Here is a 23,442-nt window from a genome sequence, read left to right on the forward strand (position 1 = left end):
TGATCGGAGTGGCTTTCCTACCTGTTCGTACAGGTCAGGAGAACGTCCGACCCAGATGTCGTCATGGAGATCCGACTGGCCGGCTCTGCCGCTACTCCCAATCGGTTGTCGGGTCGAAGTTCAGGGCCGGGTCCTGGACCTCGTGGAGGAGCCGAGCGATCTGGAGCTGATCGCCGACCCAGCGACAGATCAGGACATGCCGTGGCTTTCGCACGCGGCCGCCCGGACTGTGCATGACGCCCTGGGCGAGGTGCCAACTGAGGAGGTCGCCGCGCAACTCGCCTCGTTTCTTGAATCCGAGGGTGTTGGGGTCCTGAGCAGCGTGTGCGATCGCGGCCGCGATGAGCGCCGAGTATCGGGCCTCTGCGTCGGCGCCGAAGTTCTCGAAGGACCACTCCAGCGCGTGTGCGATGTCGTTCTGGGCCGAGCCTGAGATGTGAGGCTCGGGCTTCACTGCCCCGGCGTCCTCGGGGAGAGACGTGGGCTCAGCCCGTTGATAAACGCGGGGAGGTCCTCAGCGGCGACCGCAGTGAATCGACCGTTCTCGAGGTCATCAAGCCCGGTCTGAACTGCCTCGCGGAACGCCTCGACCTTGGCGTCGTGTGCCCGGCGGTCGGCTTCCATCTTCCGGAGTGCGAAGTCGACGACTTCGGCCGCGTCCTTCGCCTCTCCACTCTCGACGACAGCAGCGACGTACTCTCGGCCGTGGTCGCTGAGTGGGACGTTTTGCGTGGTCATCGGGGCGCCTCCTGAGTCGATTCTAGCGCCGAAGGGGCGGGAGGGCGGGGCGCGACGCGGTTCGCTGTGGGAGAGCGGTGCCACCACCCGAACCTGTGGTCGTTTGCGACCGTCAGCGACTGCTGACAGCAGGGCGCACTTTGGGCGCACATTGGTTCGCAAAGGCCCGCAACCGACCACCGCCACAAGCGGGGTTCGAAATCGACATCATCGCAGGTCAGCGGACATTTTCGCCTGCCAATCGCAGCCGGGCGCAAACACCTGCAATCACGCGTAGCCTCGCCGGTGTGTTCCCGATGACGCACCACGTCGAATGTGTTGCGCTGCTGATGAGAACAGGGCCGACTTGCGGTGACGCCTTCGGTGCTGGCGGGCAGTTCCGCCTCGAGGGGATCTGAGGGCCCGGTTTGGGCCAGCTTGGACATTGCACGCACGTCCGGGCCCTCGGAACGGGGCCGTCGGTATGACCATCGAGTTCACCGCTCCGAGGACGGCCGTGCTCACGATCATGGCAAGGCCAGTCTCGCGACCTTGTGATACGCGAATGGCGGCACGAGCAGTCCGGCGATGAGACCCGCGACCAGGATCGTGATGTAAAGGCCGTCGAGGGTGCCGCTCGCAGCCACCGCGATCCAGCCCACCGCGATGACGCCGACGAGGAAGGTGAGGTTGAGCGCGACCGACCAAGCGCCGAGACCGACCTCCTCCATCGTCGTCAGCGCGGCGATGGCGATCGCGGTCAGGCCGAGGCTCGGACCGACCACGTGCAGGTAGTGGGTGGCATGAGCGGCGGCGGCACCGGCTGGAAGCAGTAGGTCGACCAGCGCAGCGGCGGCGGCAACGACGACGATCGTGATGACGGCATAGGTGCCCACGAGCACGGCAAACGCGTGACGCAGCATGCTGACGCGGTGACCGGTGCGGGCATTGACCAGGACGGCGATGCCGGAGCCGAATCCGACGGCAGGGATGGTGACTAAGTCTTGCACTGTCAGGGCGCTGCTGAACCCCTCGAGCGTGGATCGGTCTCCGTAGGCGCCGACCACGTGCAGCATGACGACGCTGTTGAGGAACAGCACGAGGAACGAGGCCGCGATGGGCAGTCCGATCTGCAGGGTGGTCGGCACCATCGTCGGGTCCCAACGGGCGAGGTGCGGCGGTCGGAGGACATGGCAGCGGGTCAGCAAGACCGCACCGAGCGCGAGCTCGACGACGCCGGCTAGGGCCGAAGCGATTGGTAGCGCGTCGAGCCCTACTGAGAGAGCCAGTCCGATGAGCGCCACGAGCCCAACGTTCACCGCGGCGAGGGTGATCGAGACGAGGGTGCCGAGCGTGGCGCGGCCCAGGCCACGCAAGGTGGCGGCGCTCAGCTCCCCGATTGCCCCGACCAGTTGAGCGACGACCATGAGCAGGGAGAAGTGACGCAGCTCCGGGGCCAGGGAGGCAGGCATCGAGGAGAGTGCGGCCAGCGGCGCGGCAGCCAGCGCAACCAGTACGGCGAGGACCGTGAAGGCGAGCACAGCGAGCCGTGCCGAGGAGCCGATCCTGGCCGACTGGTCGGGAGGGATCGCCTTGCCGTGACGACTGCGGGCGACCGCTACCTGGAGCGGGACCGCGATGCCTGTCGTGATCGCGGTGAGGATGAGTGAGAGTGGCAGGTAGACCGACCGGACATAGAGCGCTGTGCCGCCCATGTGGCCGACGAGCCCGGTGATGACCACGGTTACGAGCAGTTGTACCGCGCTCGTTGTCGCAGCCGGTACGCAGGTGTGCATGACCTCCGCTATCGGACTGCGTGTCGGTGGAGCGGCAGGGGGCGTCGTGACCTCGGAGCCTTCAGACATCAGCGATCCCTCGAGTTGGCCGAGGATCAAGGTCCCGCGTGGCCCCGGCGGTGACGTTGACCAGCGGCACGTTCGACACCCCCTCCAAGAACTCCAGCGCCCGTGCGCCTCTGCGCCACTTCTCGGGTCGCGGATGCGCATCGATGGTGTCCGGTCCGAGAGGGTACGCGGCCCACTCTGCCATGGCGGGGCGCCGTGCTGACCGAGATCGGAGAAGCGCCCGGCCGGGCAAGGATTGGGAAGGGAAGCCTCGGTCCTCTCAGCCTCGGAGCCGTGGGGATATCTGTCAGTCGCTCCGTTCCGTGACCGACCCCCGCCACGGAGGGCGGGGCGGGTTCATCGGACCGAGCATGCCTCGAATGCTAGTAGCCCGAGGGTGTCAGCGGACCAGGTTCAGGGAGACCATCACCCTGCCGTCGTGGTAGCTGACCAGCAGGTTCTCGATCCGCCCACCGGTGGTGGACTTGTCCGTCATCGCGGAGCAGAAGTCGGACTCGGGCTTGCAGTAGACGTCCTGCAGCGGTCCCCAGGGGCGGGTGCCGCCGGTGGCGGTCGTCCAGGCCGGGCCGGAGAACCAGGTGCGCAGATCGGCGAAGGTGAAGGAGGTCGGTACGCCGAACCAGCGGATCACCTCCTCGCCGTTGTCGGACTGCGAGCCGTCGATCGAGGACTGCACCCAGGTGCTCGGGATCGGCTCGGCGGCGGCGCGGGCGAACGCTGCGGCTGAGGCACCGGTCGGGGGCTGGTACTGGCGGTACTCGGCGAAGACACTGACCTGGGTCGGGGCGCCGTCGATGCCGGCGTACGCCGTCGCCTGGACGGTGTACTCGGGGTGCTGGCCGGCGGCTGGGATCAGCTGGGCCTTGCAGGTGGTGGTCGGATCGGTGCTGCAGTAGACGGTCTGGATCGCGCCGAAGGCCGGCCCGCCGGGGTGGGACGTGCTGGTGGTCCAGCCGGGTCCCTCCAGCCAGGAGCGCAGGTCGGCGGCGGTGACCGTGTGCGGGACGTCGTACTCGCGCGACATGCTCTTGTTGTAGAACGACACCGAGCCGTCGTCACCGCTGGAGCTGCTGCTCAGGGTCCAGTCCGCGGGGAGCGGCATGGCGTCGACCTTGACCTTCAGCGCCTTGATCTGCGGTGGCGGGACGAGGTAGAACCACCGCAGGTTCGTGAACGTCACCACGCAGGCAGCGCCCAGCCCGCCGATCAGGATGAGCTGGAGGAACCAGCGCAGGATGCCGAGCCCGAGGCCGCCGAGCGGGCCGAAGGTCTCCATGTACTCCTCGCCGCCGCCCTGCCCGCCGCTCGCGGCGACGCCCCAGAAGCCGAAGCGCGCCACGATCCAGAAGACCGTCGGCAGGGCGAACGCGCACACCAGGGTGGTGGGGATCCAGCGGTGGTGGTCGAAGATCGACGCCAGGCCGAACGCCCACAGTCCGATGCCGATGAGCACCGGGATGACGTGCCACGCCACCAGGATCAGGGCCGCGCGGCCGAGGCTGCCGTGGGTGCGCGCGGCCAGGGACGGCGACGAGTGGCCCGAGAGTTTCGCCATGCCTCATTCAATCAACCGCCCGTCGACCGACCGTTGACTCCACGCCGTCCACCGGCGCGAGGCGCGGTCAGGATCGGGGCGATACCCGACACCAGTGGGAGACTGGAGCCATGAGCCTCACCGCCCTTCACTCTGCCCTGGCTGCCACCGATCTGCTCACCGAGCTCGAGATCGAGGACGGCTTCATCCACGGCGAGACCACGTTCGCGGCGGCCGGTGTCGAGGTCGTCGTGAACGTCGACCCCGACCCCGAGGAGGAGGGCCGCGAGGTCGACGCCGCCGCGATGGTCGAGCGCACCCGCGCCCTGCTCGGCCTCAGCGCCGAGGAGTTCACCCGGATCGTCGGTGAGGTCGCCGACGAGATCGACGCCGCGCTCGAGGAGGAGGAGATCGAGAAGGTCGCCGACCTGCGGGTCGACCTCACCCCGGTCTCCCTGATCGTCCTTCCCGAGGGTGCCGGCCTGGTCCTGCTCGCCCCCACCCAGCTGCCGAACGGCGCCGTCACCGTGATCCTCGACGACGAGCGCGAGATCACCGAGATCCAGCTCCAGGGCCCCGAGGGTGGCTGCGGCGAGGGCTGCGCCTGCGGCTCCGAGGGTGCTGAGGGCGAGTCGTTCACCAGCGTCGAGGAGCTGATCGGCTCGCTCTCCACCGAGAGCTGAGCCCCTGCGCGGCCCCCGAGGCCGCGACGAGCAACCCTGACGCCCTGCCCCGTTCAACGGGGCAGGGCGTCAGTGCAGCTGCAGGGTGCCGATCTGACGCGCGGTCAGGGCGGCGAACAGTCCGTCGGCCGGGTCGGCCGAGCCGACGAAGTGGCCGGCGAGCTCCAGGCTGAGGAAGCCGACGACGGCGGCGAGCTCGGCGAGCACCGCTGCGGTGCCCGACGGGTCGCCGGCCTCGAGCCGGGCCATCTGGGTGCGCAGGTCGGGGGACTCGAAGCCGGGCACCGGCCGCCGGGCGCCGACCGCGAGGAAGGGCGCCGCCACCCGAGCCGCTGCGGGCACCGTCTCCGCCGGCGCGACGTACCCCGGGATCGGGGTGCCGTAGATCAGCTGGAACTCGTGGGGCGCCTCGATCGCCCACGCCCGGAGTATGTCGACGAGGTGCTGCCAGGCCTCGGCCTCGCCCCACACCGGGTCGACCGTCAGACGATCGGCGAGCCGGTGGTAGCTCTCCATGATCAGCTCGGTCAGCAGGGCGTCGCGGCTGGGCGCATAGCGGTAGAGCGCCGAGGGCACCAGGCCGACGGTCCGCGCGATCCGACGGATCGACAGCCCGCCGCCGCCGTACTCGGCGATCTCGTCGCGGGCGGCGGCGAGGATCGCCTCCCGGGTGCGGGCCCGGGACTCCTCTCGTACGGCCATCGGTGGTCCTCTCGTGCTCCGTGGTCGGGTCCCACCAGTCTGCCACACAAGTGAGAACAGTGTTCTTGACAATGAGAGAACAGTGTTCTTGAATCGGTGGCATGAATAGTGAACAGCGTTCTCGTTTCCGGTCTCCCGCTCCACACCTCGCCGCGCCCCTGGTGGGCTCGGGCGTGCTGATGGCGCTCTACCTCCTGCTTCGGCCCTACGGCGACACCCGCAGCGACGCCGACCTGGCCGCGGCCGTCGCCTCGACCCGCTGGCTGGTGGCCCACCTGTGTGGCATGCTCGCGCTCGCCTCCGCCGGCCGACTGGCCCTGCGGATCCACGACCTCGACCCGCGCCCGCTGACGGCCGCGGCGCGGTGGACCGGGCTGGCGGGCGTCGTACTGGTGCTGCCGTACTACGGTGCCGAGGCGTTCGCCCTCCATGTCATCGGCGGCTCGGTGCCGGACCCGACCACGGCCGCCGACCTGGTCACCCAGGTCCGCGGTCAGGGGCTGGCGATGACCATGTTCGGCCTCGGCCTGGCCCTGATCGCCGTCGCGGCGGTCCTGATCGGGCTGTGGTGGCTGCGATGGGTGCGCGGGAGCGCGACGACGAGTCGTCTCCTGGTCGTGGCGCCCTGGCCGTGGGTGATCCTGACCGCGTGCGTGCTGCCGCAGTTCTACCTGCCGCCCGCCGGCCGGATCGCCTTCGGCGTCGTGTACCTCGTCGCCGCCCTCGGCTTCCTCGCGGCGGTCCACCGTGTCGGCGCCCTTCCGGTTGCCGGGCAGCGTGCTCGCACGACAGCATGACCGCGTGATCGCCCGCACGCCGACCCCGCCCTACACCGCCGTGATCTTCACCTCGCTGCGCACCGAGGGGGACCAGGGCTACGCCCGGATGTCGGAGCGGATGGCCGACCTCGCCGCCCAGCAGCCCGGCTTCCTGGGGGTGGAGTCGGCCCGGGAGGACGTCGGGATCACCGTCTCCTACTGGGTCGACGACGCCGCTGCCGCAGGGTGGAAGCAGGTCGCCGAGCACCTGATCGCCCAGGAGCGTGGCCGATCGACCTGGTACACCGACTACCAGGTCCGGGTCGCGACGGTGACCCGCTCCTACGGCCCCGACGGCCCGCGCTGAGCCAGGCTTGCCTTACCCCGGGGTGCCCGCACGGTCGGTGCGATGATCGTCGCTGCCGTACGCCGACCCGCCGCCCCGGCCGGCGTCGGCACCGCAGGACGAAGGAGCCCCGATGAGACCGATGCCTGGGATCGCCCTGGGGCAGCTGACCGGCGACCCGACCGCGAAGACGGCGAAGGTCGAGCGGGAGACGCTGCTGCGGGTGATGGGGTTCGCCCGACCGCACCGCTCCAAGATCGGTGCCTTCCTCGTCGTCACGGTGCTCGACGCGCTGATGGTCGCGGTGCCGCCGTTGCTGATGCAGCGGATCATCGATGACGGCGTGGCCAAGAGCGACACCGGGCTCGTCGTACGACTGGCGACGGTCGTCGCCCTGGTCGCCGTCGTCAGTGCTGGTCTCTCGGTGGTCTCGGGGGCGCTGTCGAGCCGGATCGGGGAGGGGCTGATCTTCGACCTGCGGACGAAGGTCTTCGCGCACGTGCAGCGGCTGCCGCTGGCGTTCTTCACCCAGACCCAGACCGGCGCCCTGACCTCGCGGCTCAACAACGACGTGATCGGTGCCCAGCGCGCCTTCACCTCGACCCTGCAGAGCACGGTGTCGAACCTGATCGGCGTCGCGGTCGTCGGGGTCACGATGCTGTTCCTGAGCTGGCAGGTCACCGTGGTGTGCCTGCTGATGGTGCCGATCCTGTGGATCGCGTCGCGCTGGGTGGGCCAGCGCATCTCCGGGCTGACCCGGCGTCAGATGGACGGCAACGCCGACCTGGGCAACGCGATGACCGAGCGGTTCAACGTCGGCGGCGCCCTGATCGTGAAGCTGTTCGGCCGGCCCGCGCACGAGGATGCGGTGTACGCCGAGAAGGCGGCGGTCGTGCGCGACCTCGGGGTCCGGATCTCGCTGTTCACCCGTTCCTACATGGCGGTGATGGCCCTGGTGCCGGCGCTGGCCACGGCGTTCGTCTACGGCATCGGCGGCTACCTGGCGGTGAAGGGCTCGCTGAGCATCGGCACCGTGGTCGCGCTCAGCATCCTGCTGACCCGGCTGCTCGGCCCGCTGCAGGCGCTGTCCAACGTCAGGATCGACGTGATGACCGCCCTGGTCAGCTTCGACCGGGTCTTCGAGATCCTCGACCTGCCCAACGCGATCACCGAGAAGCAGTCCGCGCAGGGGCTGCCGGCCGGCGCGAGCGGCGTCGAGTTCCGGGACGTGCACTTCTCCTACCCGGCCTCTGGCTCGGCGTCGGCACCCTCGCTGGGGGCCGGGGTGAGCCGGTCCCGACGTGGCTCCGGTGAGGTGCTGCGCGCGGTCTCCTTCACCGCTGAGCCGGGCCAGATGGTCGCCCTGGTCGGACCCTCCGGGGCCGGCAAGTCGTCCCTGACCCACCTGGTCGCGCGGCTCTACGACGTCGACGCCGGCCAGGTGCTCGTCGGCGGGCACGACGTCCGCGACGTCACGTTCGCCTCGCTGACGGACACGGTCGGGTACGTCACCCAGGACGCCCACATGTTCCACGACTCCATCCGGGCCAACCTGCTCTTCGCCCGGCCCGAGGCCACCGAGGCGCAGATGTGGGACGCCCTGGAGCGGGCCCAGATCGATGCCCTGGTGCGGTCCCTGCCCGAGGGGCTCGACACGCTGGTGGGGGACCGCGGCTACCGGCTCTCGGGCGGTGAGCGTCAGCGCCTCGCGATCGCCCGGCTGCTGCTCAAGGCACCGGCCGTGATCGTCCTCGACGAGGCCACCGCGCACCTCGATTCAGAGTCCGAGGCCGCCGTACAGCAGGCTCTGGATCACGCCCTGGAGGGCCGCACCTCCCTGGTCGTCGCCCACCGACTGTCCACCATCCGCAACGCCGACCTGATCGTGGTGATCGACCACGGCACGGTCGTCGAGCAGGGCACCCACGCCGAGCTGATGGCGGCACACGGCCTGTACGCCGACCTCCATGCCACCCAGTTCGCGGAGCGCGCCGGGGCGGAGTGAGTCAGGCGTCGGGGTGGGATGGTCGACGAGGTGCTGCGTTCTCCCGCGGCAACGGCGCAGGAGCCCTAGGGTGACACCGTGTTCCTCACGGTCGCGAAGAGCCCGACGGGCGGCGTCGTCTGGCGCCCCAGCCTCCCGGCGAAGGTCCTCACCGGCCTCCTCGGCCTGGTCGGCGGCACCGCCTGCGCGTGGCTGTTGCTGACGGGGGACGACCAGTCCCTCAAGGACCAGGGCCTGCAGGCACTCTGCGTGATCGCGGCGCTCGTCGCGGTGCCACCGGCGGTGTTCCGGTGGCGGGTGGTCCTGGAACGTGACGAGCTGCTCTTCGTCTTCCTCAGCACCCGGCGACTTCCGGTGCGCGACATCGTCCAGGCGACGTGCTCGTCCGGCGACGGCGTGGCGTTCGTCTGCGCTGACGGCCGTAGCGAGTCGACCAGCCTGGTCGGCAACGGGCTGTGGTCGCATCGACGGACCAAGCCGACGGATGCCGACCTGATGGCGCGCACCGTGCTGTGTGCTGCCGCCGAGGCGCGGGGCGAGGCCCCGCCGACCGAGTTCCGGCTGCCGCCGGTGAGGCTGACGAAGAGGCAGCTCCTCCGTGGCGGCGTCTTCGCGTTCCTGTTTGGGGCGTTCTTCAGCGACTGAGCCCGGCCCTCACCCCGGCCCACGCTCGGCATGGGAGCGGAAGTCGTGCTCGTCCCCGGCGAGCCACAGCGGAACCGTCGCCTGCAGGACTGCGGTGAGCAGGGGGCGGCGAGGCCCTTCGAGGGTGGCCTCACCGAACATCGTCCGCAGCCGTTGTCGCCTGTTCCTCACGGTCTGGACGTGGACGCCCAGACGAGCCGCGCTCTGTGCTGCTGGACCACCGACCTGCAGCCAGTCGAGCAGGGTCTCGGCGAGGTTGATCCGGGCCGTGCCGCGCAGGGCGAGGAGCGGGTCGAGGACGTCCTGGACCAGCCGCTCCCGGACGCTGAGGTCGGCGCGGAGCCAGAACTGGAGGGGATCGTCGGAGCAGTGCACCACGCTCCCGCCGGGCAGGATCCTCGCCTCGACCATCGCGGCGAGGCGGTGCGCCCAGCGGAGGGCGAGATGGACCTTGTCATGCGGACAGTCCCAGCCCTGCAGGAGGGTCACGCCGGGGAAGTGCTGCGCTGCCTCGGTGACGACTGCGTCCTGGACCTCGGCATCGACCAGGAAGGTCTGCCAGCGATCAGGCGGGCCGGCGAGGGTCGCGGGGTGCCGTGTGAGGAAGCCAGCGGCGGCGGCGTCGTCGGTGCTGATGACGGCGCAGCGGCTCGGCATCGGCCATGCCGAGGCGTGGGCCAGCGCCGCGAGCGCGGAACCACGTCGGGGCTCGAGGTGGCGCTGAGGATCCGTGTCGCTCAGGCCGGCCCAGAGCGCGGCGTACTCGGTGGGGGAGCTCTTGACCCGGAGGTCGTAGCCGGTCTGGAGCTCGGTGCTGAGCCGTTCCCCCAGCCTGAGGAGCTGCTCGAGCATGTCGGTCGAGGTCACGGAGGCGGAGCGCTCGGCACCGTCGCGGACGAGCTCGCGGTAGGTGGCGAGGGCGCCGTGGGTGACGGCGAGATGGAGCAGCTTGGGGGAGCGGTGCTGCTCCGCGGCGATCCAGCCGAGCCGACCGAAGAAGCCGGCCGCACCGTCCCACTGCAGGGCGCGATCCTTGGTCGGCATGGTGAGGATCTGGAGCGTGACGTTGGCACCCTGCTGCATCAGTCGATGCTCGGGACTGCCCGTGGCGCACTCCAGCCCCGGGATGGAGGCGCGCACCACCTCCACGGCATCGAGGATGGCGGGGCGGAGGGCGGTGGCGAGATGACGGGTGATCCCACGGCGACGCGGCGTGCCGGCGTCGGAGGTCTGGGCCTCAGCCGCCATGAGAGGCCACTCGTGCCAGTGCCTTCAGGACGCCGCCGGGTATCGTCCGCGCCTGTTCCCAATGGATGAGGGTGGGCAGGACCGTCAGAAGCAGACCCTGCATCCGTACGTCGAAGTCGAGCGGCCCCAGCTCCTGGACCAGCTTGCGCCGGTGGACCCGGGCGGTCCGCTCGCAGACGCCGGCCTGGTGGGCCAGCTGCACCCCGCTCCGGGCCCCGCGAGCCGCCGCGCTCAGGACACGCAGATCGGTGGTGAGCGTCGTCGTGCCGGCATGGATCAGCGGAGCCAGGTAGCGAGCGACGTCGTCGATGTCACCGATGGTGATCTCGCTCTGGTGATCGTGAAGACCGACCGGTCGGGTGATCTGCACGCGTCGGGTCGGCCTGGTGCCGGCACGGGCCAGCAGACGGAACGCGGTGACGGCCTCGGCGTAGGCCGGCCGGATCACGTCGGGGGCGAAGGCAGGGGTGGCGATCACGATCCGGTCGGCGCGGAGGATCCGCGGGGCGAGGGTGAGACGGAACCGGTGCTCGAGCTCGTGCGGGGACAGATACACCACGTGATCGGCACCTGCATGGATCGGGCGGGACCAGCTGCCGGTCAGCCCGGCCGGTCGACGTGGAAGCGGTGGCAGGCTGCTGCTCGCGACAGTGTCGGGGCCGACACCGCAGACCCAGAGCACCAGAGCGGTGCTGCCTGTCTTCCAGTACCCCTGGGCGATCGCTGCCGCGGCGGCGGGGGCAAGGTCGGCTCGGCGCCGTGCTGAGGGCACGCGAATGCCGGGTGACGACGGGCGTGCGGAACGCTGCTGAACCATCTCGTGGGGAACCATCTCACGTCTCCGAGAGCGATCAGGTTGGTCCTGATCTCTTCCTGTCATTCTGAGGTTCTGGGAAGGTCTCAAACGCGAGATGGTGAAGATGGCCGGTTTCGGGGCCAAATTTCTTCTTTCCGGGGCTGAAATAGTCACCCCGGTACTAACGGATGGGACTAAAGCCTCTCCCATGTCATTTCCCCTGGCGCAGCAGGTGTGCCACTGTCCAGCTGCGCCGGAGGGGGAGGTAGACGCTCGACCCGGCGTAGCTGACGCGCACGCGGCTGCTGGTCCGTAGAGCTCGAGTTCGCACCGTCACGCGCACCCGGCCCCCGCTGAGGTTCCGCACGCGGGTCCAGCCGCGCCCCCGGATCTCGACCCTGCCGGTGGCCGGCCCGAGTCGTCCGCCGACGGTGAGGGTGAGGATCGCGCGGTGGTGTCGCCGACGCAGGTCGAGACTCAGGTGGGGCGCGACCCGGGTGGGGCTGGGATGGGTCGTGGGGCGAGGTGCGGCGGGGACCAGGACCGCGTCCGAGGTGGCGGCACCCGGGATGATCCCCGCCGCCGACGCGAAGATCCGCACGCTGATCCGGTGGCCCTGGTCGGCCGCCGTGAGCGTGTACGCCGCGGTGGTGACCGCGCTCGCGAGTCCGTCGGGCCCCGTGGCGGTCAGCGGGGCGCCGTCGCGGAGCCAGAGATACTGGAAGCGCAGCAGGCCACGTGCGGCCTTCCAGGTCCCCAGCGACGTGGTCAGGACCGAGCCCGGTCGCAGTGGCCCGGGAGTGGCGCTGAGCACCGGCGCCGCGGTGCTGACGGCCGCGCAGGAGCCGCCCGGCGAGAGCGGACCACCGTTGATGCAGGACCGCTCCGGTGGGGTGGTGGCCTGCTGGGCGAGGAGATCGCGCGGGACGAGGGAGAACTCCTGCCAGTGGGTCGGCATCGGGGACTGGTCCTCGTCCCGCACGATGTGGTGGAAGCCGGTGTTGATCCAGGCGACCGGGTCGGTGAGGGGCGCGGCATCGTTCCTGACGTAGTCGCTGATGCCCTCACCCGGACAGCCGGCGTCGAGGTTGTCCCAGGCGTACTGCTGGCACGGAGCCGCGTTGGTGAAGGCCACCTTGAAGTCGGTCATCGACCAGAAGCTGTCCTGCACGGTGTCGTTGGCGATCTCGTAGGACCGCGGGTGCCCGTCGGGGTTGAGTGAGGCGGGGTTGAGCACGCGCCACCACGTCGTACGCGGGGTGTCGGCGGGTGCGATCAGGGCTCGGGCCTCCGTCGTCGGAACCCCGTCGAGGCGATACGCCGAGGTGGACGAGGGGGCGTAGTCCCAGCGTTGGACCTGCTGAGGTCCGGCGCCGATGCCGAAGTCGACGCGGTAGATCGCGTTGTGCCAGTGGGAGGCGGCGCCGGGCTGGCCCGTCTCCGTGGTGGTGGTCGTGGTCGCGGGGCCGACCTGCCAGCCGAGGGCGGGATCGGTGGGGAACAGCAGCGTGCTCTGACCGATGTCCCCGGTCGCGCCGAGGGCGACGGTGATCTGCCCCTGGTCGGTGAATGTGTAGCGCTGTTGGTACTCGTACCATCCCACCCGGGACAGCGAGGACACCTCCAGGGCACTGCCCCGGGAGTCGTAGCGGTCGGCGGTGACCCCGACATCGTCCTGGGCATGCCACGCCAGTCCGGTGGAGGTGGTGGCGAGACAGATGCCGGGGATGGTCCGTTCGATGTGAGCCGATCCGCTGACCAGCGACTGCTCCACGGGGATGGTGGTGCCGGCGCAGGTGGTCGCGTTCTGAGCGACGAGCTGGGGTCCGCCCAGGCCGGTGCCGGTGACGTCGTTGAACCCGACCAGGCCGTGGTCGTACGGGACGTGGAGCTGGGCCAGGGTGAGGGAGTCGATGACCGGCAGCCAGCCGTCGTACTCCCGTGATCCGGTGGCGGGCTTGAACTGGATCGACTCGGCGACCAGACCGGTGAAGTCGTGGACCCGCACGCACATCCGCCAGGCCGAACCGGTCGGCAGTGTGCGGGTGACCTCGGCGACGCCGCAGCTCAGATCGGGGGCGGCGGTGGCCGCCGACCGAGGGGCCGACGCGTTGGCGGGGGCGAGGGTCAGCAGGCTGGTCAGCACCAGGAGCGCCAGGGGCACCAGGCGGAGGTGCCGGCCCCGTCGGGGCCTGCGCGCCGGGTCAGTCGTGGTGGGCATCGTGCTGCTCGTTCTCGAGCTGGTCGGTCGGAGCCACTGGGGTGGTGATGAGCCTGCGGACGGTGAGATCGACGACGAAGTCGGAGGTGTCCAGGTAGCGGCCGGACGGGAGGTCGATCTGGAGGCGAACGCATCGGTGGCTGGCGCAGGCTCCGGACACGGTGGTGTCGAGGGCCGCTGCGGTGCTCCTCCAGGTCAGGCCGATGGCGTGCACCTGCTCGGCGGTGACCAACGGCGTGTGGGTGAGGGAGCGGTACTCGGCCACGAAGCGTGGATGCGGAGTCGCGCTCAACGCTGTTTGCAGGGCGATCCCAGTCTCGGCGGGGGTCGGCGGCAGCTGTACGCCGCGGGCGCTGTGCGTGCTGGCGACTGTGCCGCTGCTCAGGTCGACGGTCGCCTGCCGGGTGGTGTTGTCGGTGTAGTCGTAGAGCACCACCTCGACCAGGCGGCGGCTCCGCTCGGTCGGGACGAGGGGGAGGTCGGCCAGCAGCACCTCGGCGCCGGCCTGGCCGTCGACGTCGCGGGAAGTCGGAGGGAGGGTGCCGAGCGCCAGCCGGACGGCGTAGCCACGCTCGTCGGTGCTGAGCGGCGCCCGGGCGGCTCGCAGCCGTGGCGGTGTGGTGGGAAGCGGGCCGCGTACGACGGCGAAGGCTGTCGAGGCACTCGTCGGGGTGGTGCTGCCGGTCCACGAGGCGAGCGAGGGTGCCCGTGCGAGGAGGACGGCCGCGACGAGGAGCGTCACGCTCCCGATCGCGAGGAGGCGCGAGCCGGGCCGGAGCCGGGTCGGTCGGGTCAGTCGTGGGTGCGGGCGGTGCTGCATGTCGGTCCTCCCGAGACCGAGGGGTGAGGCGGGGCGCAGCAGGGAGTAGTACGCCCCGCCTCACGAGGTGATGGCTCAGAAGCGAGCCCGCCGGGTGGCGTGGGATCCCGCGATGGTGCCGTTGCCGGCGTAGTCGACGGAGATCGTGTAGGTGCCGCGCTTGAGGTTCTTCACGGTGACCGTGGCGACCCCGGCCGCGTTGACGGTCGCGGTGGCGCGCTTGGTCTTCTTGCCCTTGATCAGGATCTTCACCGTGCCGGCCTTGGAGACGGCCGCGCCGGAGCGGACCGTGATCGTGAGGGTGACCTTCGCGACCACCTTCCGGGTCTTCCCCTTGGCCTTCCACGAGGTGAGGAGGGTCGAGGAGGCCTTGGCGACCGTCACGGTGGCCCGGGCGCTGCTCGGCTTCGTGCCGGTGGTGCCGGTGTAGGAGGCGGTGAGCTGGTGGGTCCCGACCGCCAGGGTGGCGGGCAGGGTCCAGGTCGCCTTGCCGCCGGTCAGCGCGACGGTGGCGTGCAGGGCCCCGGTGGCGAACGCCACGGATCCTGTGGCCGGTCCGGTAGCGGTGGCTACGGTTGCGGTCACGGTGCGCCGGGTGCCGTAGGCGCCGCCGGCGGGGGAGACCGCCAGCCTGACGGTGGAGGCCACCGGCGCGGTGACGGCCGCGGTCGGCTCGGAGGTGGACGTCACCGTGTCGGAGCCACGTGTCGCGGTGGTCCGATAGGAGACGGTGGCGCCGATCAGGTCGTCGGTCACCGTCATCGTGGTCGCGGTCTGGCCCTCGATCGGGGTGGTGACCCCGTCGCGGGTAGCGAACCACTGGCCGGTCGCGGGGGCATCAGGCGCGATGGAGAAGGTGGCAGGATTCGCGGTCAGCGTGCTGCCCACGACGGGGGTACCGGTGACGGTCGCCTCGGTGGCGGTGCGGAAGCCGGTGATGACGGCGACGGCGTGGGTTTCGCCGATCGCGATCGAGGTGATCGGCTGATTGGCCAGTTCGTCGAGCTTGGCTTGATTGCTGAGGTCGGCGGCATAGGGGCTGCCTTCCGAGCCCCACACGGCGACGCTGGTCGCCCCGGTGGCGGTGTCCTTGAGGACGACGGCGGCGTCGCCAGCGAGCGCCAGAGATTCGACCGTTTTACCGGGGAAGGTCTTCGCCGGCGGAGCGGAGCTCTCGCCCCAGACCTGCACGGTGCCGTCGGCCAGGACGGCTCCGAGCGAGAAGTAGCCGCCCGCGATCTGGGTGACCTTGGTCCCGGCCGGGATCGGAGGTGCGGTGTACGTCGCGGAGTTCCCCCAGCCCATCACGGAGCCGTCGCGGCGCAACACGATCCCTCCGTTGCCTGTGACGGCGACGTCGACGATGTCGCTCAGATCCTTGATGGACTGCGGCAAGGTGGTGACGGAGGCCGCCTGGGCGTAGCCCCAGGTGACGAGCTTGCCGGCGGTTGTGACGGCGAAGGCGGCGCCGTTGCAGAGCGAGAACGCCTTGACGTGGTCGGGTTTCCCAGTGCTCAGATCAAAGAATCCGCCCCAGGTGGTCAGGGTCCCGTCGCGGTGGAGCAGGATGCCGGCGTAGCCGCCGGCGTCGAAGGCCACGGCGGTGGCGTCGGTGACGTTCGTCGGAGCATTCATCTGCACAAACCCGGTGGGGTCCCCCCAGATGCTGAACGTGCCATCGGCTGTGACCACCGCGGTGCTGGCCGAGTTGGCCGCGGCGTCCACCACCGTCGAGCCGAGGTCCGGGGGAATGGTGGTCGAGCTCGCGGCAGAGTCCGCGCCCCAGGCGAGGACGGTGCCGGCCTTGACCGGATCGGCGGGGGTCTCGGCGTGTGCTGTGGCCGGCGTGGCAATCGCGACGCCGCAGGCCATCGCACTTGCCGCAGTGACCGCGAGCCAGGTGCGTAGATGCATGGTCAGTCTCCTTCGGTGACGGAGGGATGTCCCGTCCCCCCGGATGTGGACTGAATCGTGGGGCGCGACGGGCATGGTGAAGCGGCCTCACGACGGCGGGAGGCCCGGTCGTCGTCGCCGTTGTCATCGGCGTGACAAAGATTCGGCGGGTGGGGGATGCCCGGCGGCAAGGTCGCTGCCGCCGGGCATCGTGATGGTCTACCGCGTGGTGCTCTGACTGATCAGGGGATGAAGTCGATCAGTCCCCCGGTCCCGGTGGTGATGTTGAGCGGGACGTGCAGGGTGACGGCGTTGCCATTGGCGATGAGGCCGGGGACGCAGGATCCTCCAGTGACCTTGGCCATGGTGAGGGTGCCGTCCAGGGTGAGCAGCTGGGAGGCCGGGGGGCCGGCCTTGGGGGTCTCGTCGAAGGTGTAGCCGACGTTGCCCCAGAGCTGGAAGGTGCAGGCCCCGTTGCCGAAGTTGACGTTGACGCATCCGTTGGTGCCGCTGGCGCCGCTGGTGCCGAAGTTGGCGGTGCCGGTCAGAGCGGTGTCGTAAGGGCCCGCGAAGGGAGCGACGGCGCTGGCCATGGTGGTCAGTGCGGTGGTCGAGGACGGTGCGCTGAAGCCGATCCCGGCCGCGGTGACGCACTTGGTGTCATAGGAGATCACGACGGCGAGGCTGGGGATGATGGAGGGACAGTTCAGGCTCAGGTTGTTGACCGAGAGCCACGGGGCAGGGACCGGGGACGCGGCCGAGACGGTGCCGCTGGCCGATGCGCTGGTGCAGGTGACACTCACGAGCCCGGCGACGGTGGCGGTGATGGGAGCCTTGCCGACTCCGGTGAACGTTTGGGTGCCGGTGGCACCGCCGATCCGGTTGCCGCTGGGGGTGACCGCCTGGGCGACGGTGGGGGCCAGGGCGAGGCCCAGCGCCACCGCGACGGTGCCGAGGCTGAGAAGGAGTTTTCGCATGGGGATGTCGCTTTCTGTGTGTCGTATCGACGCCGTTCGACGTCGAAGACAGCGTCACGGGCCCTGCCGCGGATGACGCCGGCCATCGCGGAAATGATCGGGATACGCGACCTTTCGCGGCGTTCCCCTTGCGGGGTGAGACGCGTGGGCGTACAAGCGGCACGCTGGCGACGGGGGAAGGCAAGCGGTAGCGGGAGGAATCTGCCGGGGTCGCCCGGTTTTGCTAGCAGGCTCACAACGGTCAGGTGATTTCCGTCATTTCCGGGTGAGGCCGGCGCTTCCGGGTCACAGGGCTTCTTACGGTCGGGGCATTCCTGTGCCATTCGGGCCAGGGTGTGTGGCTGGAGGAGTGCAATGCGGGGACGGAGAGTGGCGGCAGTCGTGATTACGGTCTGCTTGATGGCCGGTGGCGTGGCGGCGGTGGAGCCGACCAGGCCGGCAGCGGCGGAGGAGGCGTCGGGGTGGAGCATCCCGGCGATGCAGAGCGCGGCGGTGCCGCTGGCCCAGGCCGGCGAGCTGGTCGCGTGGGGGCTGAGCGATAGCGGTCAGCTGCCGTTGCCGGCGGCGATGCGGGACGTGGCGATCGTGCAGACGGTGGATGTCGGCGGCGTGATCCTGGCGTTGACCGCTTCGGGGACGGTGCTCGCCGCAGGGGGTAACCCGGCCGGGGTCTCACGGATCCCGGCTCGGGTGAACGAGATCGGGGCGGTCCAGCTCACTGGCTCCGATGGCAGCTATGCGGGTGCGATCTTGAAGGACGGCACCGTCGCGGTGTGGGGGATCAATTGGGGTGGGTCGGACCCGCTGGATGTCCCCGCCGGCCTGAGGGACGTCAAACAACTCCTCATCGTCGGGTTCGTGGCCTTTGCGTTGAAGACCGACGGCAGCGTGGTCGTATGGGGAGCCCCGGCCAGCACGACCACCACGACGGCAGCGTTGTGGGCGGTGCCGACCGGATTGCGGGCTACTGCCTTGTCGGGCGGTGCCGACATGGTCTCGGCGCTGACCGCCGATGGCACCGTGGTGAGTTGGGGATTCCGGGGCGATTACAACCCCCCGCCGGAGTTTGTTCCGCCGGAGGTTACAGAGTCGGGCAACGTCACAGCGGTCTCGCGGTTCGGTGACGGGGCACTCGCTCTCCTGAAGGATGGCTCGGTCGTCCCCTGGGGCTCGGCCTACCGGACTGCTGGTGGAGACCTGCTGCCGTGGCTGCCACCGTCGATGACAGGCCACGCGATCGTCGCCTTCAAACAGGAGTACGGCTCGGTGATGGCGGTGGACGAGGTCGGCAGCCTGCATCTATGGCGTACGGGCGGTTTTGCGGGCCCGCAGGACTGGGCCGACGTGCCTTCTGACGCGTTGGCGGGCAAGCACATCGCCCAGTTTGACGTTGGCATGTCCAACGCCATGGTGATCGTCACCAAGATGTTGAGTGCCGTACCGCCCTCGGTCACCGGCGCAGTCGTGGCCGGGCGAACGGTGACGGGCGTGCCCGGGACGTTCTCCGCCTCACCGACCTCCGTGTCCTCACAGTGGTACGTCAACGGGGTGGCCTCGGGGAACACCTCGCCGACGTTGAATCTCACGGGCCTGCAGGGCAAGACCATCGCCTACGTCTCGACCGCTGAGAAGGCCGGGGAGACCACGGTGACGTCGACCTCGACCCCGGTCACGGTCGCCCCGGCCCCGAAGCCGCCGGTGGTGGCGAAGGTGGCCGCCAGTATCAAGGTGACGAGTCTCAAGGTTGCCAAGAAGGGCGCCAAGGTCAGCATCGCTGGCAAGGTGGTCGCGGCCAAGGCCCCGACCGGCGCTGTGACCCTCACCGTCTCCAAGGGCCCCAAGCGAGTGGTGACCACGACGCTGCGGGTGCCCGCGAGCGGGGCCCTCAGCGTCACGATCGCGAAGTTCTCCAAGCTGGCGTTGAAGGCAGTCAAGGGGAAGTCGAAGAAACGCTACCGCGGCACGTACGCGCTGGTGATCGCCTATGGCGGCAACAGCCTGGTGAAGCCCGCAAGCGCGCGGGCGACGTTCCGCGTCAAGTAGCACCCGCGTGTCGGTGCCTGGCGGCGGCTCGGGAGTCGCCAGGCACCGACATCGGACTGTCAGGGTCCCGCGAGGGCGGCCACGTGCCGCCCGGGGCCTCCGTTGAGAAGCAAGGGATCCCTCATGAATCTGCCCAGGATGCGCCCGAGATCGACCGTCCGACTCCTGCTCGCGTCGGCGATGGCAGCAGCAGTGATGGCCGCGGTGCCATCATCGAAAGCCGACGACTGGTGGCCGGGAATCCCCAACGCGGTCGACGTTGCTGACGCCTGGTACGGCTCGGCCGTGGGAGGGATGGGGTACAGCACGAAGGCGGCCCAATGGTTCAGAAACCCGGTCGGGATATCTGTGGCGCGGGCCCAGGCGACGATGCAGGGATCCGTTGGAGTTCCGCAGGTGGACAGCTCGGGCAACCCGGCCAATGTGCAACGGGGAGAGGCCGTAGGCGAGGCCTACATCGTGTCGCCGAGTGGCGCGCCCGCGAACTACGGCTATCTTGCCCCCGCCACGGTGCGGAGCGTGGGGTTCGGGCTGATGCCCGTGGAGGCGACGATTCAGGTCAGCCAGCGTCGCCGCAATGGCTATCCGATTCCGATCAGGGCAGTACTGCATGGGCGATGGGTGGCACGCCACCTGGGGGAACCCTACTCGGAGATCATCTCGGAGCCCGTTGTCGTCGACGACGCATTGAATGTGGAGGTCAAGGCCGTCAAGATCGACGGACGCAGTGTCGGCCTGCGCCCCGGCTGCCGCACTAGGACTCCCGCGCCGATCCATCTGGTGGGGCCGGGCTACATCATTGACACGCCACAAGACGAACCCGGTTGGTTCGCCAGCCATGACCCGACCACCTTCTACAGCCCCTTCCACGGCGGTTACATGGAAGGCACCATCACCATCCCGCCCTTCACCGGATGCCGCACGGCGACCGGCGACGACATCTCCGCACTGATGACGGTCTCGGCCTCCGGGCCGGGCAACCCGATCAAGGCCGTCAGCAGCGACCCGTTCGAGTGCAGCGACCATATGCCACATATCGACGGGCAGCGGTGGCCGTTCCCGCCCGGCGCCAGCACCCCGAAGAAGACGGGGTGTGCCGGCCCGATGACCCTGCCCTACCCGCCCCGCCCCTCGAGCTGAACGGTCCTTCCAGGTTCTGAATGACGACATGCCCGGCGGCAGGTTCACTGCCGCCGGGCATCGTGGTGCCTATGGCGGGACGTGCAGGTTGACGGTGTTGGAGGTGAAGTAAATGACGGGCAGGCCGGAGACACCGGACTCCCGCTGATCCCCGCTGGCGCGGGGCGGACGACCACGGTGAGACTCACGCTCTGACCGGCATGGGCTCATCCCCGCTGGCGCGGGGCGGACAAACCGATCAGATTGGCGTTCTCGCGGTAGACGGGCTCATCCCCGCTGGCGCGGGGCGGACGTCGGCACCACCGCCGTCAACAAGGCCGTCACGGGCTCATCCCCGCTGGCGCGGGGCGGACAGATGCCAGACCGGACCATCGACCCGCAGCGGCGGCTCATCCCCGCTGGCGCGGGGCGGACGCGGCCGTACAGGGCCGCAGCAAGACCGACGAGGGCTCATCCCCGCTGGCGCGGGGCGGACGGGCGCAACGCCACGTCAACGAAACACAAGAGGGGCTCATCCCCGCTGGCGCGGGGCGGACCGGGACGTCGCCTTCCAGAACACCAGCCCGTGCGGCTCATCCCCGCTGGCGCGGGGCGGACCCGCTGTTGCAGCCGTAGTGCGCCGGGGCAAGGGGCTCATCCCCGCTGGCGCGGGGCGGACATGTGCCGGACGATCCGGAAGGACTCGGCCTCCGGCTCATCCCCGCTGGCGCGGGGCGGACGTCGCCGACGGCATCTCGAACACCCTGACCGGGGGCTCATCCCCGCTGGCGCGGGGCGGACTTCTCGGCAAGATCTGAGCCTGAGGCGCACCCGGGCTCATCCCCGCTGGCGCGGGGCGGACGGCACGGTGTCGATCACCAAGCAGGGCCGCGTCGGCTCATCCCCGCTGGCGCGGGGCGGACCGGGTGACGAGGTCACGCCACCAGTGCTGCCCGGGCTCATCCCCGCTGGCGCGGGGCAAACTTCTCGTCACGGAACCGCTCCAACGATGAGAAGGGCTCATCCCCGCTGGCGCAGGGCGGACCGCATCCTGGTGTCGATCTGGGGCGACGGCGACGGCTCATCCCCGCTGGCGCGGGGCGGACACCTGCCCGGCCCCGTACTCGTCGGTGAACGTGGGCTCATCCCCGCTGGCACGGGGCGGACTATGACCCCTCGGTGCTCCTCAAGCCACTGGAGGGCTCATCCCCGCTGGCGCGGGGCGGACGCGGATGTATGCCTTGCTCACGGCGTCGGCTCCGGCTCATCCCCGCTGGCGCGGGGCGGACACGGACCTGGTCGGCCGAACGGTCGCCGAGGAGGGCTCATCCCCGCTGGCGCGGGGCGGACGTCTTGGCGCACATCTCGCACCTCGTGGTCGTGGGCTCATCCCCGCTGGCGCGGGGCGGACGGGCGCTCGCCGGGGATCGTTCAGGCCACCCGGGGCTCATCCCCGCTGGCGCGGGGCGGACGGGCCGGGGCACCGCCGTGACGGACAGGCGCCGGGCTCATCCCCGCTGGCGCGGGGCGGACAAGTCCGACATTGCCACCGCGTACCCGGACTGCGGCTCATCCCCGCTGGCGCGGGGCGGACAGAGCTCGCAGGGCGAGCGCTTGGCCTTGGCCGGGCTCATCCCCGCTGGCGCGGGGCGGACAGAACCGATCCACCGAGGCCGCCCTCGTTGTCCGGCTCATCCCCGCTGGCGCGGGGCGGACCAGCAAAGCACTTCCCGACGCGGAACGTCGCCCGGGCTCATCCCCGCTGGCGCGGGGCGGACGAAGTCGCGTTCGATGCCCCGCCGATGCCCCTGGGCTCATCCCCGCTGGCGCGGGGCGGACCGGCCCAAAGGCAATCACGCATCCATCGCAGACGGCTCATCCCCGCTGGCGCGGGGCGGACGTCCGGCGTGCTCGGTCCCTGGTGCGTGAGGAAGGCTCATCCCCGCTGGCGCGGGGCGGACTTCTCGGCCTTGGCGAGGTAGGTCACTGCGGCGGGCTCATCCCCGCTGGCGCGGGGCGGACACCGGACCGTCGGCCTGGAGGTAGTCGGTCCCGGGCTCATCCCCGCTGGCGCGGGGCGGACGGCGACGTCGAACAAGGACGCGAAGTTCGGGAGGGCTCATCCCCGCTGGCGCGGGGCGGACCTCATTCTTGATCGCGAGCGTTGGCATAACGAGGGCTCATCCCCGCTGGCGCGGGGCGGACCTCGCGACCGTCGACGTACTCGATCTGAAGCCGGGCTCATCCCCGCTGGCGCGGGGCGGACCCAGTCCGGCAGCGCCTCGAACCGCTCCACCCAGGCTCATCCCCGCTGGCGCGGGGCGGACTCTTGCAATATCACCGCGTGCGCGAGGGGGGACGGCTCATCCCCGCTGGCGCGGGGCGGACGCCAGCGAGACGACCTCGTAGGCGTAGGGCACCGGCTCATCCCCGCTGGCGCGGGGCGGACGCGGCCGAGATCGCCGCCACGGCGATGACGCAGGGCTCATCCCCGCTGGCGCGGGGCGGACCCGTCTTGCGTAGTGTGCGGAGGGCTTCGCCAGGGCTCATCCCCGCTGGCGCGGGGCGGACGGTCGCCATGCTGTGCCCGAAGATCGAGACGTGGGCTCATCCCCGCTGGCGCGGGGCGGACATTGGCGACGCCATCGACACCCCGGACGAAGAGGGCTCATCCCCGCTGGCGCGGGGCGGACGAGATCATCTTCACCAACGGGTCGCGGATCCAGGGCTCATCCCCGCTGGCGCGGGGCGGACGTCTTGGCGTCCAGGCGCAGGCGGGCGTCGACGGGCTCATCCCCGCTGGCGCGGGGCGGACCGTCGCGGCCTTCTTGATGAGCTCGCTCAGCCGGGCTCATCCCCGCTGGCGCGGGGCGGACAAGTTGTCGACCTTGTTCTGCCACTTCTGGGCGGGCTCATCCCCGCTGGCGCGGGGCGGACGGTCTCGCAGTCGCCCAGGGCCATGAGGCTCAGGGCTCATCCCCGCTGGCGCGGGGCGGACCGGTACGCCTGGATTCGCCCTCGGTCGCCCCAGGGCTCATCCCCGCTGGCGCGGGGCGGACCGGTGACGCTC

At 70.3% G+C, this 23,442-nt stretch carries 18 protein-coding genes and 1 CRISPR repeat array (1 of these 19 only partly in view); of the genes, 7 read left to right on the forward strand and 11 right to left on the reverse strand.

All coding sequences use genetic code 11. The annotated features are described in order from the left end of the window. Positions 1–91 precede the first annotated feature (91 nt). The 4 genes from Q1V88_RS08485 to Q1V88_RS08500 form a co-directional block, all read right to left on the reverse strand. The gene (locus tag Q1V88_RS08485; protein WP_300680434.1) at positions 92–454 is read right to left on the reverse strand and encodes a hypothetical protein; all 363 of its coding nucleotides are present in this window, start codon (positions 452–454) and stop codon (positions 92–94) included. Then, complete coding sequence (locus Q1V88_RS08490; protein ID WP_300680436.1) at positions 451–738, reverse strand: type II toxin-antitoxin system ParD family antitoxin; 288 nt, start codon at positions 736–738, stop codon at positions 451–453. The genes Q1V88_RS08485 and Q1V88_RS08490 overlap by 4 nt, the downstream gene beginning before the upstream one ends. Positions 739–1,244: 506 nt before the next feature. Continuing rightward, the gene (locus Q1V88_RS08495; protein ID WP_300680438.1) at positions 1,245–2,582 is read right to left on the reverse strand and encodes an MATE family efflux transporter; all 1,338 of its coding nucleotides are present in this window, start codon (positions 2,580–2,582) and stop codon (positions 1,245–1,247) included. A 379-nt stretch (positions 2,583–2,961) separates the two neighbouring features. Then, the gene (locus Q1V88_RS08500) at positions 2,962–4,137 is read right to left on the reverse strand and encodes a hypothetical protein (RefSeq protein WP_300680440.1); all 1,176 of its coding nucleotides are present in this window, start codon (positions 4,135–4,137) and stop codon (positions 2,962–2,964) included. Positions 4,138–4,247: 110 nt separating this feature from the next. Between Q1V88_RS08500 and Q1V88_RS08505 the strand changes: the two genes are divergently transcribed. Beyond that, positions 4,248–4,799: a hypothetical protein gene (locus Q1V88_RS08505; protein WP_300680441.1), complete on the forward strand. Its 552-nt coding sequence runs from the start codon at positions 4,248–4,250 to the stop codon at positions 4,797–4,799. Positions 4,800–4,868: 69 nt separating this feature from the next. Here the strand turns inward: Q1V88_RS08505 and Q1V88_RS08510 are convergent, their stop codons facing one another. Next, positions 4,869–5,501, reverse strand: coding sequence for a TetR/AcrR family transcriptional regulator (locus tag Q1V88_RS08510; protein WP_300680443.1), 633 nt, complete (start codon positions 5,499–5,501; stop codon positions 4,869–4,871). 179 nt (positions 5,502–5,680) lie between these two features. On the opposite strand from Q1V88_RS08510, the gene Q1V88_RS08515 reads away from it, so the two are divergent. The 4 genes from Q1V88_RS08515 (at position 5,681) to Q1V88_RS08530 (ending at position 9,255) form a co-directional block, all read left to right on the forward strand. Next, positions 5,681–6,298: a hypothetical protein gene (locus Q1V88_RS08515; protein WP_300680445.1), complete on the forward strand. Its 618-nt coding sequence runs from the start codon at positions 5,681–5,683 to the stop codon at positions 6,296–6,298. A 4-nt stretch (positions 6,299–6,302) separates the two neighbouring features. Continuing rightward, positions 6,303–6,626 (forward strand): antibiotic biosynthesis monooxygenase, encoded by a 324-nt coding sequence (locus Q1V88_RS08520; RefSeq protein WP_300680447.1) that lies wholly within the window; start codon positions 6,303–6,305, stop codon positions 6,624–6,626. A gap of 112 nt (positions 6,627–6,738) precedes the next feature. After that, positions 6,739–8,610, forward strand: a complete 1,872-nt coding sequence (locus tag Q1V88_RS08525; RefSeq protein ID WP_300680449.1) for an ABC transporter ATP-binding protein — start codon at positions 6,739–6,741, stop codon at positions 8,608–8,610. A 78-nt stretch (positions 8,611–8,688) separates the two neighbouring features. Next, positions 8,689–9,255 carry a hypothetical protein gene (locus tag Q1V88_RS08530; RefSeq protein WP_300680451.1) on the forward strand — a complete coding sequence of 189 codons (567 nt, stop codon included), beginning with the start codon at positions 8,689–8,691 and terminating at the stop codon, positions 9,253–9,255. 9 nt (positions 9,256–9,264) lie between these two features. Here the strand turns inward: Q1V88_RS08530 and Q1V88_RS08535 are convergent, their stop codons facing one another. The 6 genes from Q1V88_RS08535 to Q1V88_RS08560 all read right to left on the reverse strand — a co-directional run bounded on the left by Q1V88_RS08535 (position 9,265) and on the right by Q1V88_RS08560 (position 17,210). Beyond that, the gene (locus Q1V88_RS08535) at positions 9,265–10,503 is read right to left on the reverse strand and encodes a helix-turn-helix domain-containing protein (RefSeq protein ID WP_300680453.1); all 1,239 of its coding nucleotides are present in this window, start codon (positions 10,501–10,503) and stop codon (positions 9,265–9,267) included. Beyond that, positions 10,493–11,275: a hypothetical protein gene (locus tag Q1V88_RS08540; protein ID WP_300680455.1), complete on the reverse strand. Its 783-nt coding sequence runs from the start codon at positions 11,273–11,275 to the stop codon at positions 10,493–10,495. The genes Q1V88_RS08535 and Q1V88_RS08540 overlap by 11 nt, the downstream gene beginning before the upstream one ends. A gap of 235 nt (positions 11,276–11,510) precedes the next feature. Then, positions 11,511–13,520: a hypothetical protein gene (locus tag Q1V88_RS08545; RefSeq protein ID WP_300680457.1), complete on the reverse strand. Its 2,010-nt coding sequence runs from the start codon at positions 13,518–13,520 to the stop codon at positions 11,511–11,513. After that, the gene (locus tag Q1V88_RS08550; RefSeq protein WP_300680459.1) at positions 13,504–14,262 is read right to left on the reverse strand and encodes a hypothetical protein; all 759 of its coding nucleotides are present in this window, start codon (positions 14,260–14,262) and stop codon (positions 13,504–13,506) included. The genes Q1V88_RS08545 and Q1V88_RS08550 overlap by 17 nt, the downstream gene beginning before the upstream one ends. Positions 14,263–14,415: 153 nt before the next feature. Next, positions 14,416–16,254 (reverse strand): Ig-like domain repeat protein, encoded by a 1,839-nt coding sequence (locus Q1V88_RS08555; protein ID WP_300680461.1) that lies wholly within the window; start codon positions 16,252–16,254, stop codon positions 14,416–14,418. Positions 16,255–16,475: 221 nt separating this feature from the next. Next, positions 16,476–17,210, reverse strand: a complete 735-nt coding sequence (locus Q1V88_RS08560; protein ID WP_300680463.1) for a hypothetical protein — start codon at positions 17,208–17,210, stop codon at positions 16,476–16,478. Between the two features lie 399 nt (positions 17,211–17,609). Between Q1V88_RS08560 and Q1V88_RS08565 the strand changes: the two genes are divergently transcribed. Together Q1V88_RS08565 and Q1V88_RS08570 are read left to right on the forward strand one after the other, a co-directional pair. Next, a complete protein-coding gene (locus Q1V88_RS08565; protein ID WP_300680464.1) occupies positions 17,610–19,253 on the forward strand; it encodes a hypothetical protein in 1,644 nt (547 codons plus the stop codon). A 123-nt stretch (positions 19,254–19,376) separates the two neighbouring features. Further along, positions 19,377–20,393, forward strand: a complete 1,017-nt coding sequence (locus tag Q1V88_RS08570; protein WP_300680466.1) for a hypothetical protein — start codon at positions 19,377–19,379, stop codon at positions 20,391–20,393. Positions 20,394–20,535: 142 nt separating this feature from the next. Then, positions 20,536–23,442: direct repeats of the CRISPR family, unit length 28 nt; unit sequence GGCTCATCCCCGCTGGCGCGGGGCGGAC; it runs 662 nt beyond the window's last position.

It is taken from the genome of Nocardioides sp., assembly GCF_030150155.1.
Taxonomy (GTDB): Bacteria; Actinomycetota; Actinomycetes; order Propionibacteriales; family Nocardioidaceae; genus Nocardioides.

Excerpts from the sequence above, each read along its gene's own strand:
- Q1V88_RS08490 (WP_300680436.1), bottom strand. The coding sequence starts at position 738 with ATGACCACGCAAAACGTCCCACTCAGCGACCACGGCCGAGAGTACGTC.
- Q1V88_RS08495 (WP_300680438.1), bottom strand. The coding sequence starts at position 2,582 with ATGTCTGAAGGCTCCGAGGTCACGACGCCCCCTGCCGCTCCACCGACA.
- Q1V88_RS08500 (WP_300680440.1), bottom strand. The coding sequence starts at position 4,137 with ATGGCGAAACTCTCGGGCCACTCGTCGCCGTCCCTGGCCGCGCGCACC.
- Q1V88_RS08505 (WP_300680441.1), top strand. The coding sequence starts at position 4,248 with ATGAGCCTCACCGCCCTTCACTCTGCCCTGGCTGCCACCGATCTGCTC.
- Q1V88_RS08510 (WP_300680443.1), bottom strand. The coding sequence starts at position 5,501 with ATGGCCGTACGAGAGGAGTCCCGGGCCCGCACCCGGGAGGCGATCCTC.
- Q1V88_RS08515 (WP_300680445.1), top strand. The coding sequence starts at position 5,681 with ATGGCGCTCTACCTCCTGCTTCGGCCCTACGGCGACACCCGCAGCGAC.
- Q1V88_RS08525 (WP_300680449.1), top strand. The coding sequence starts at position 6,739 with ATGAGACCGATGCCTGGGATCGCCCTGGGGCAGCTGACCGGCGACCCG.
- Q1V88_RS08535 (WP_300680453.1), bottom strand. The coding sequence starts at position 10,503 with ATGGCGGCTGAGGCCCAGACCTCCGACGCCGGCACGCCGCGTCGCCGT.
- Q1V88_RS08545 (WP_300680457.1), bottom strand. The coding sequence starts at position 13,520 with ATGCCCACCACGACTGACCCGGCGCGCAGGCCCCGACGGGGCCGGCAC.
- Q1V88_RS08555 (WP_300680461.1), bottom strand. The coding sequence starts at position 16,254 with ATGCATCTACGCACCTGGCTCGCGGTCACTGCGGCAAGTGCGATGGCC.
- Q1V88_RS08560 (WP_300680463.1), bottom strand. The coding sequence starts at position 17,210 with ATGCGAAAACTCCTTCTCAGCCTCGGCACCGTCGCGGTGGCGCTGGGC.
- Q1V88_RS08565 (WP_300680464.1), top strand. The coding sequence starts at position 17,610 with ATGGCCGGTGGCGTGGCGGCGGTGGAGCCGACCAGGCCGGCAGCGGCG.
- Q1V88_RS08570 (WP_300680466.1), top strand. The coding sequence starts at position 19,377 with ATGAATCTGCCCAGGATGCGCCCGAGATCGACCGTCCGACTCCTGCTC.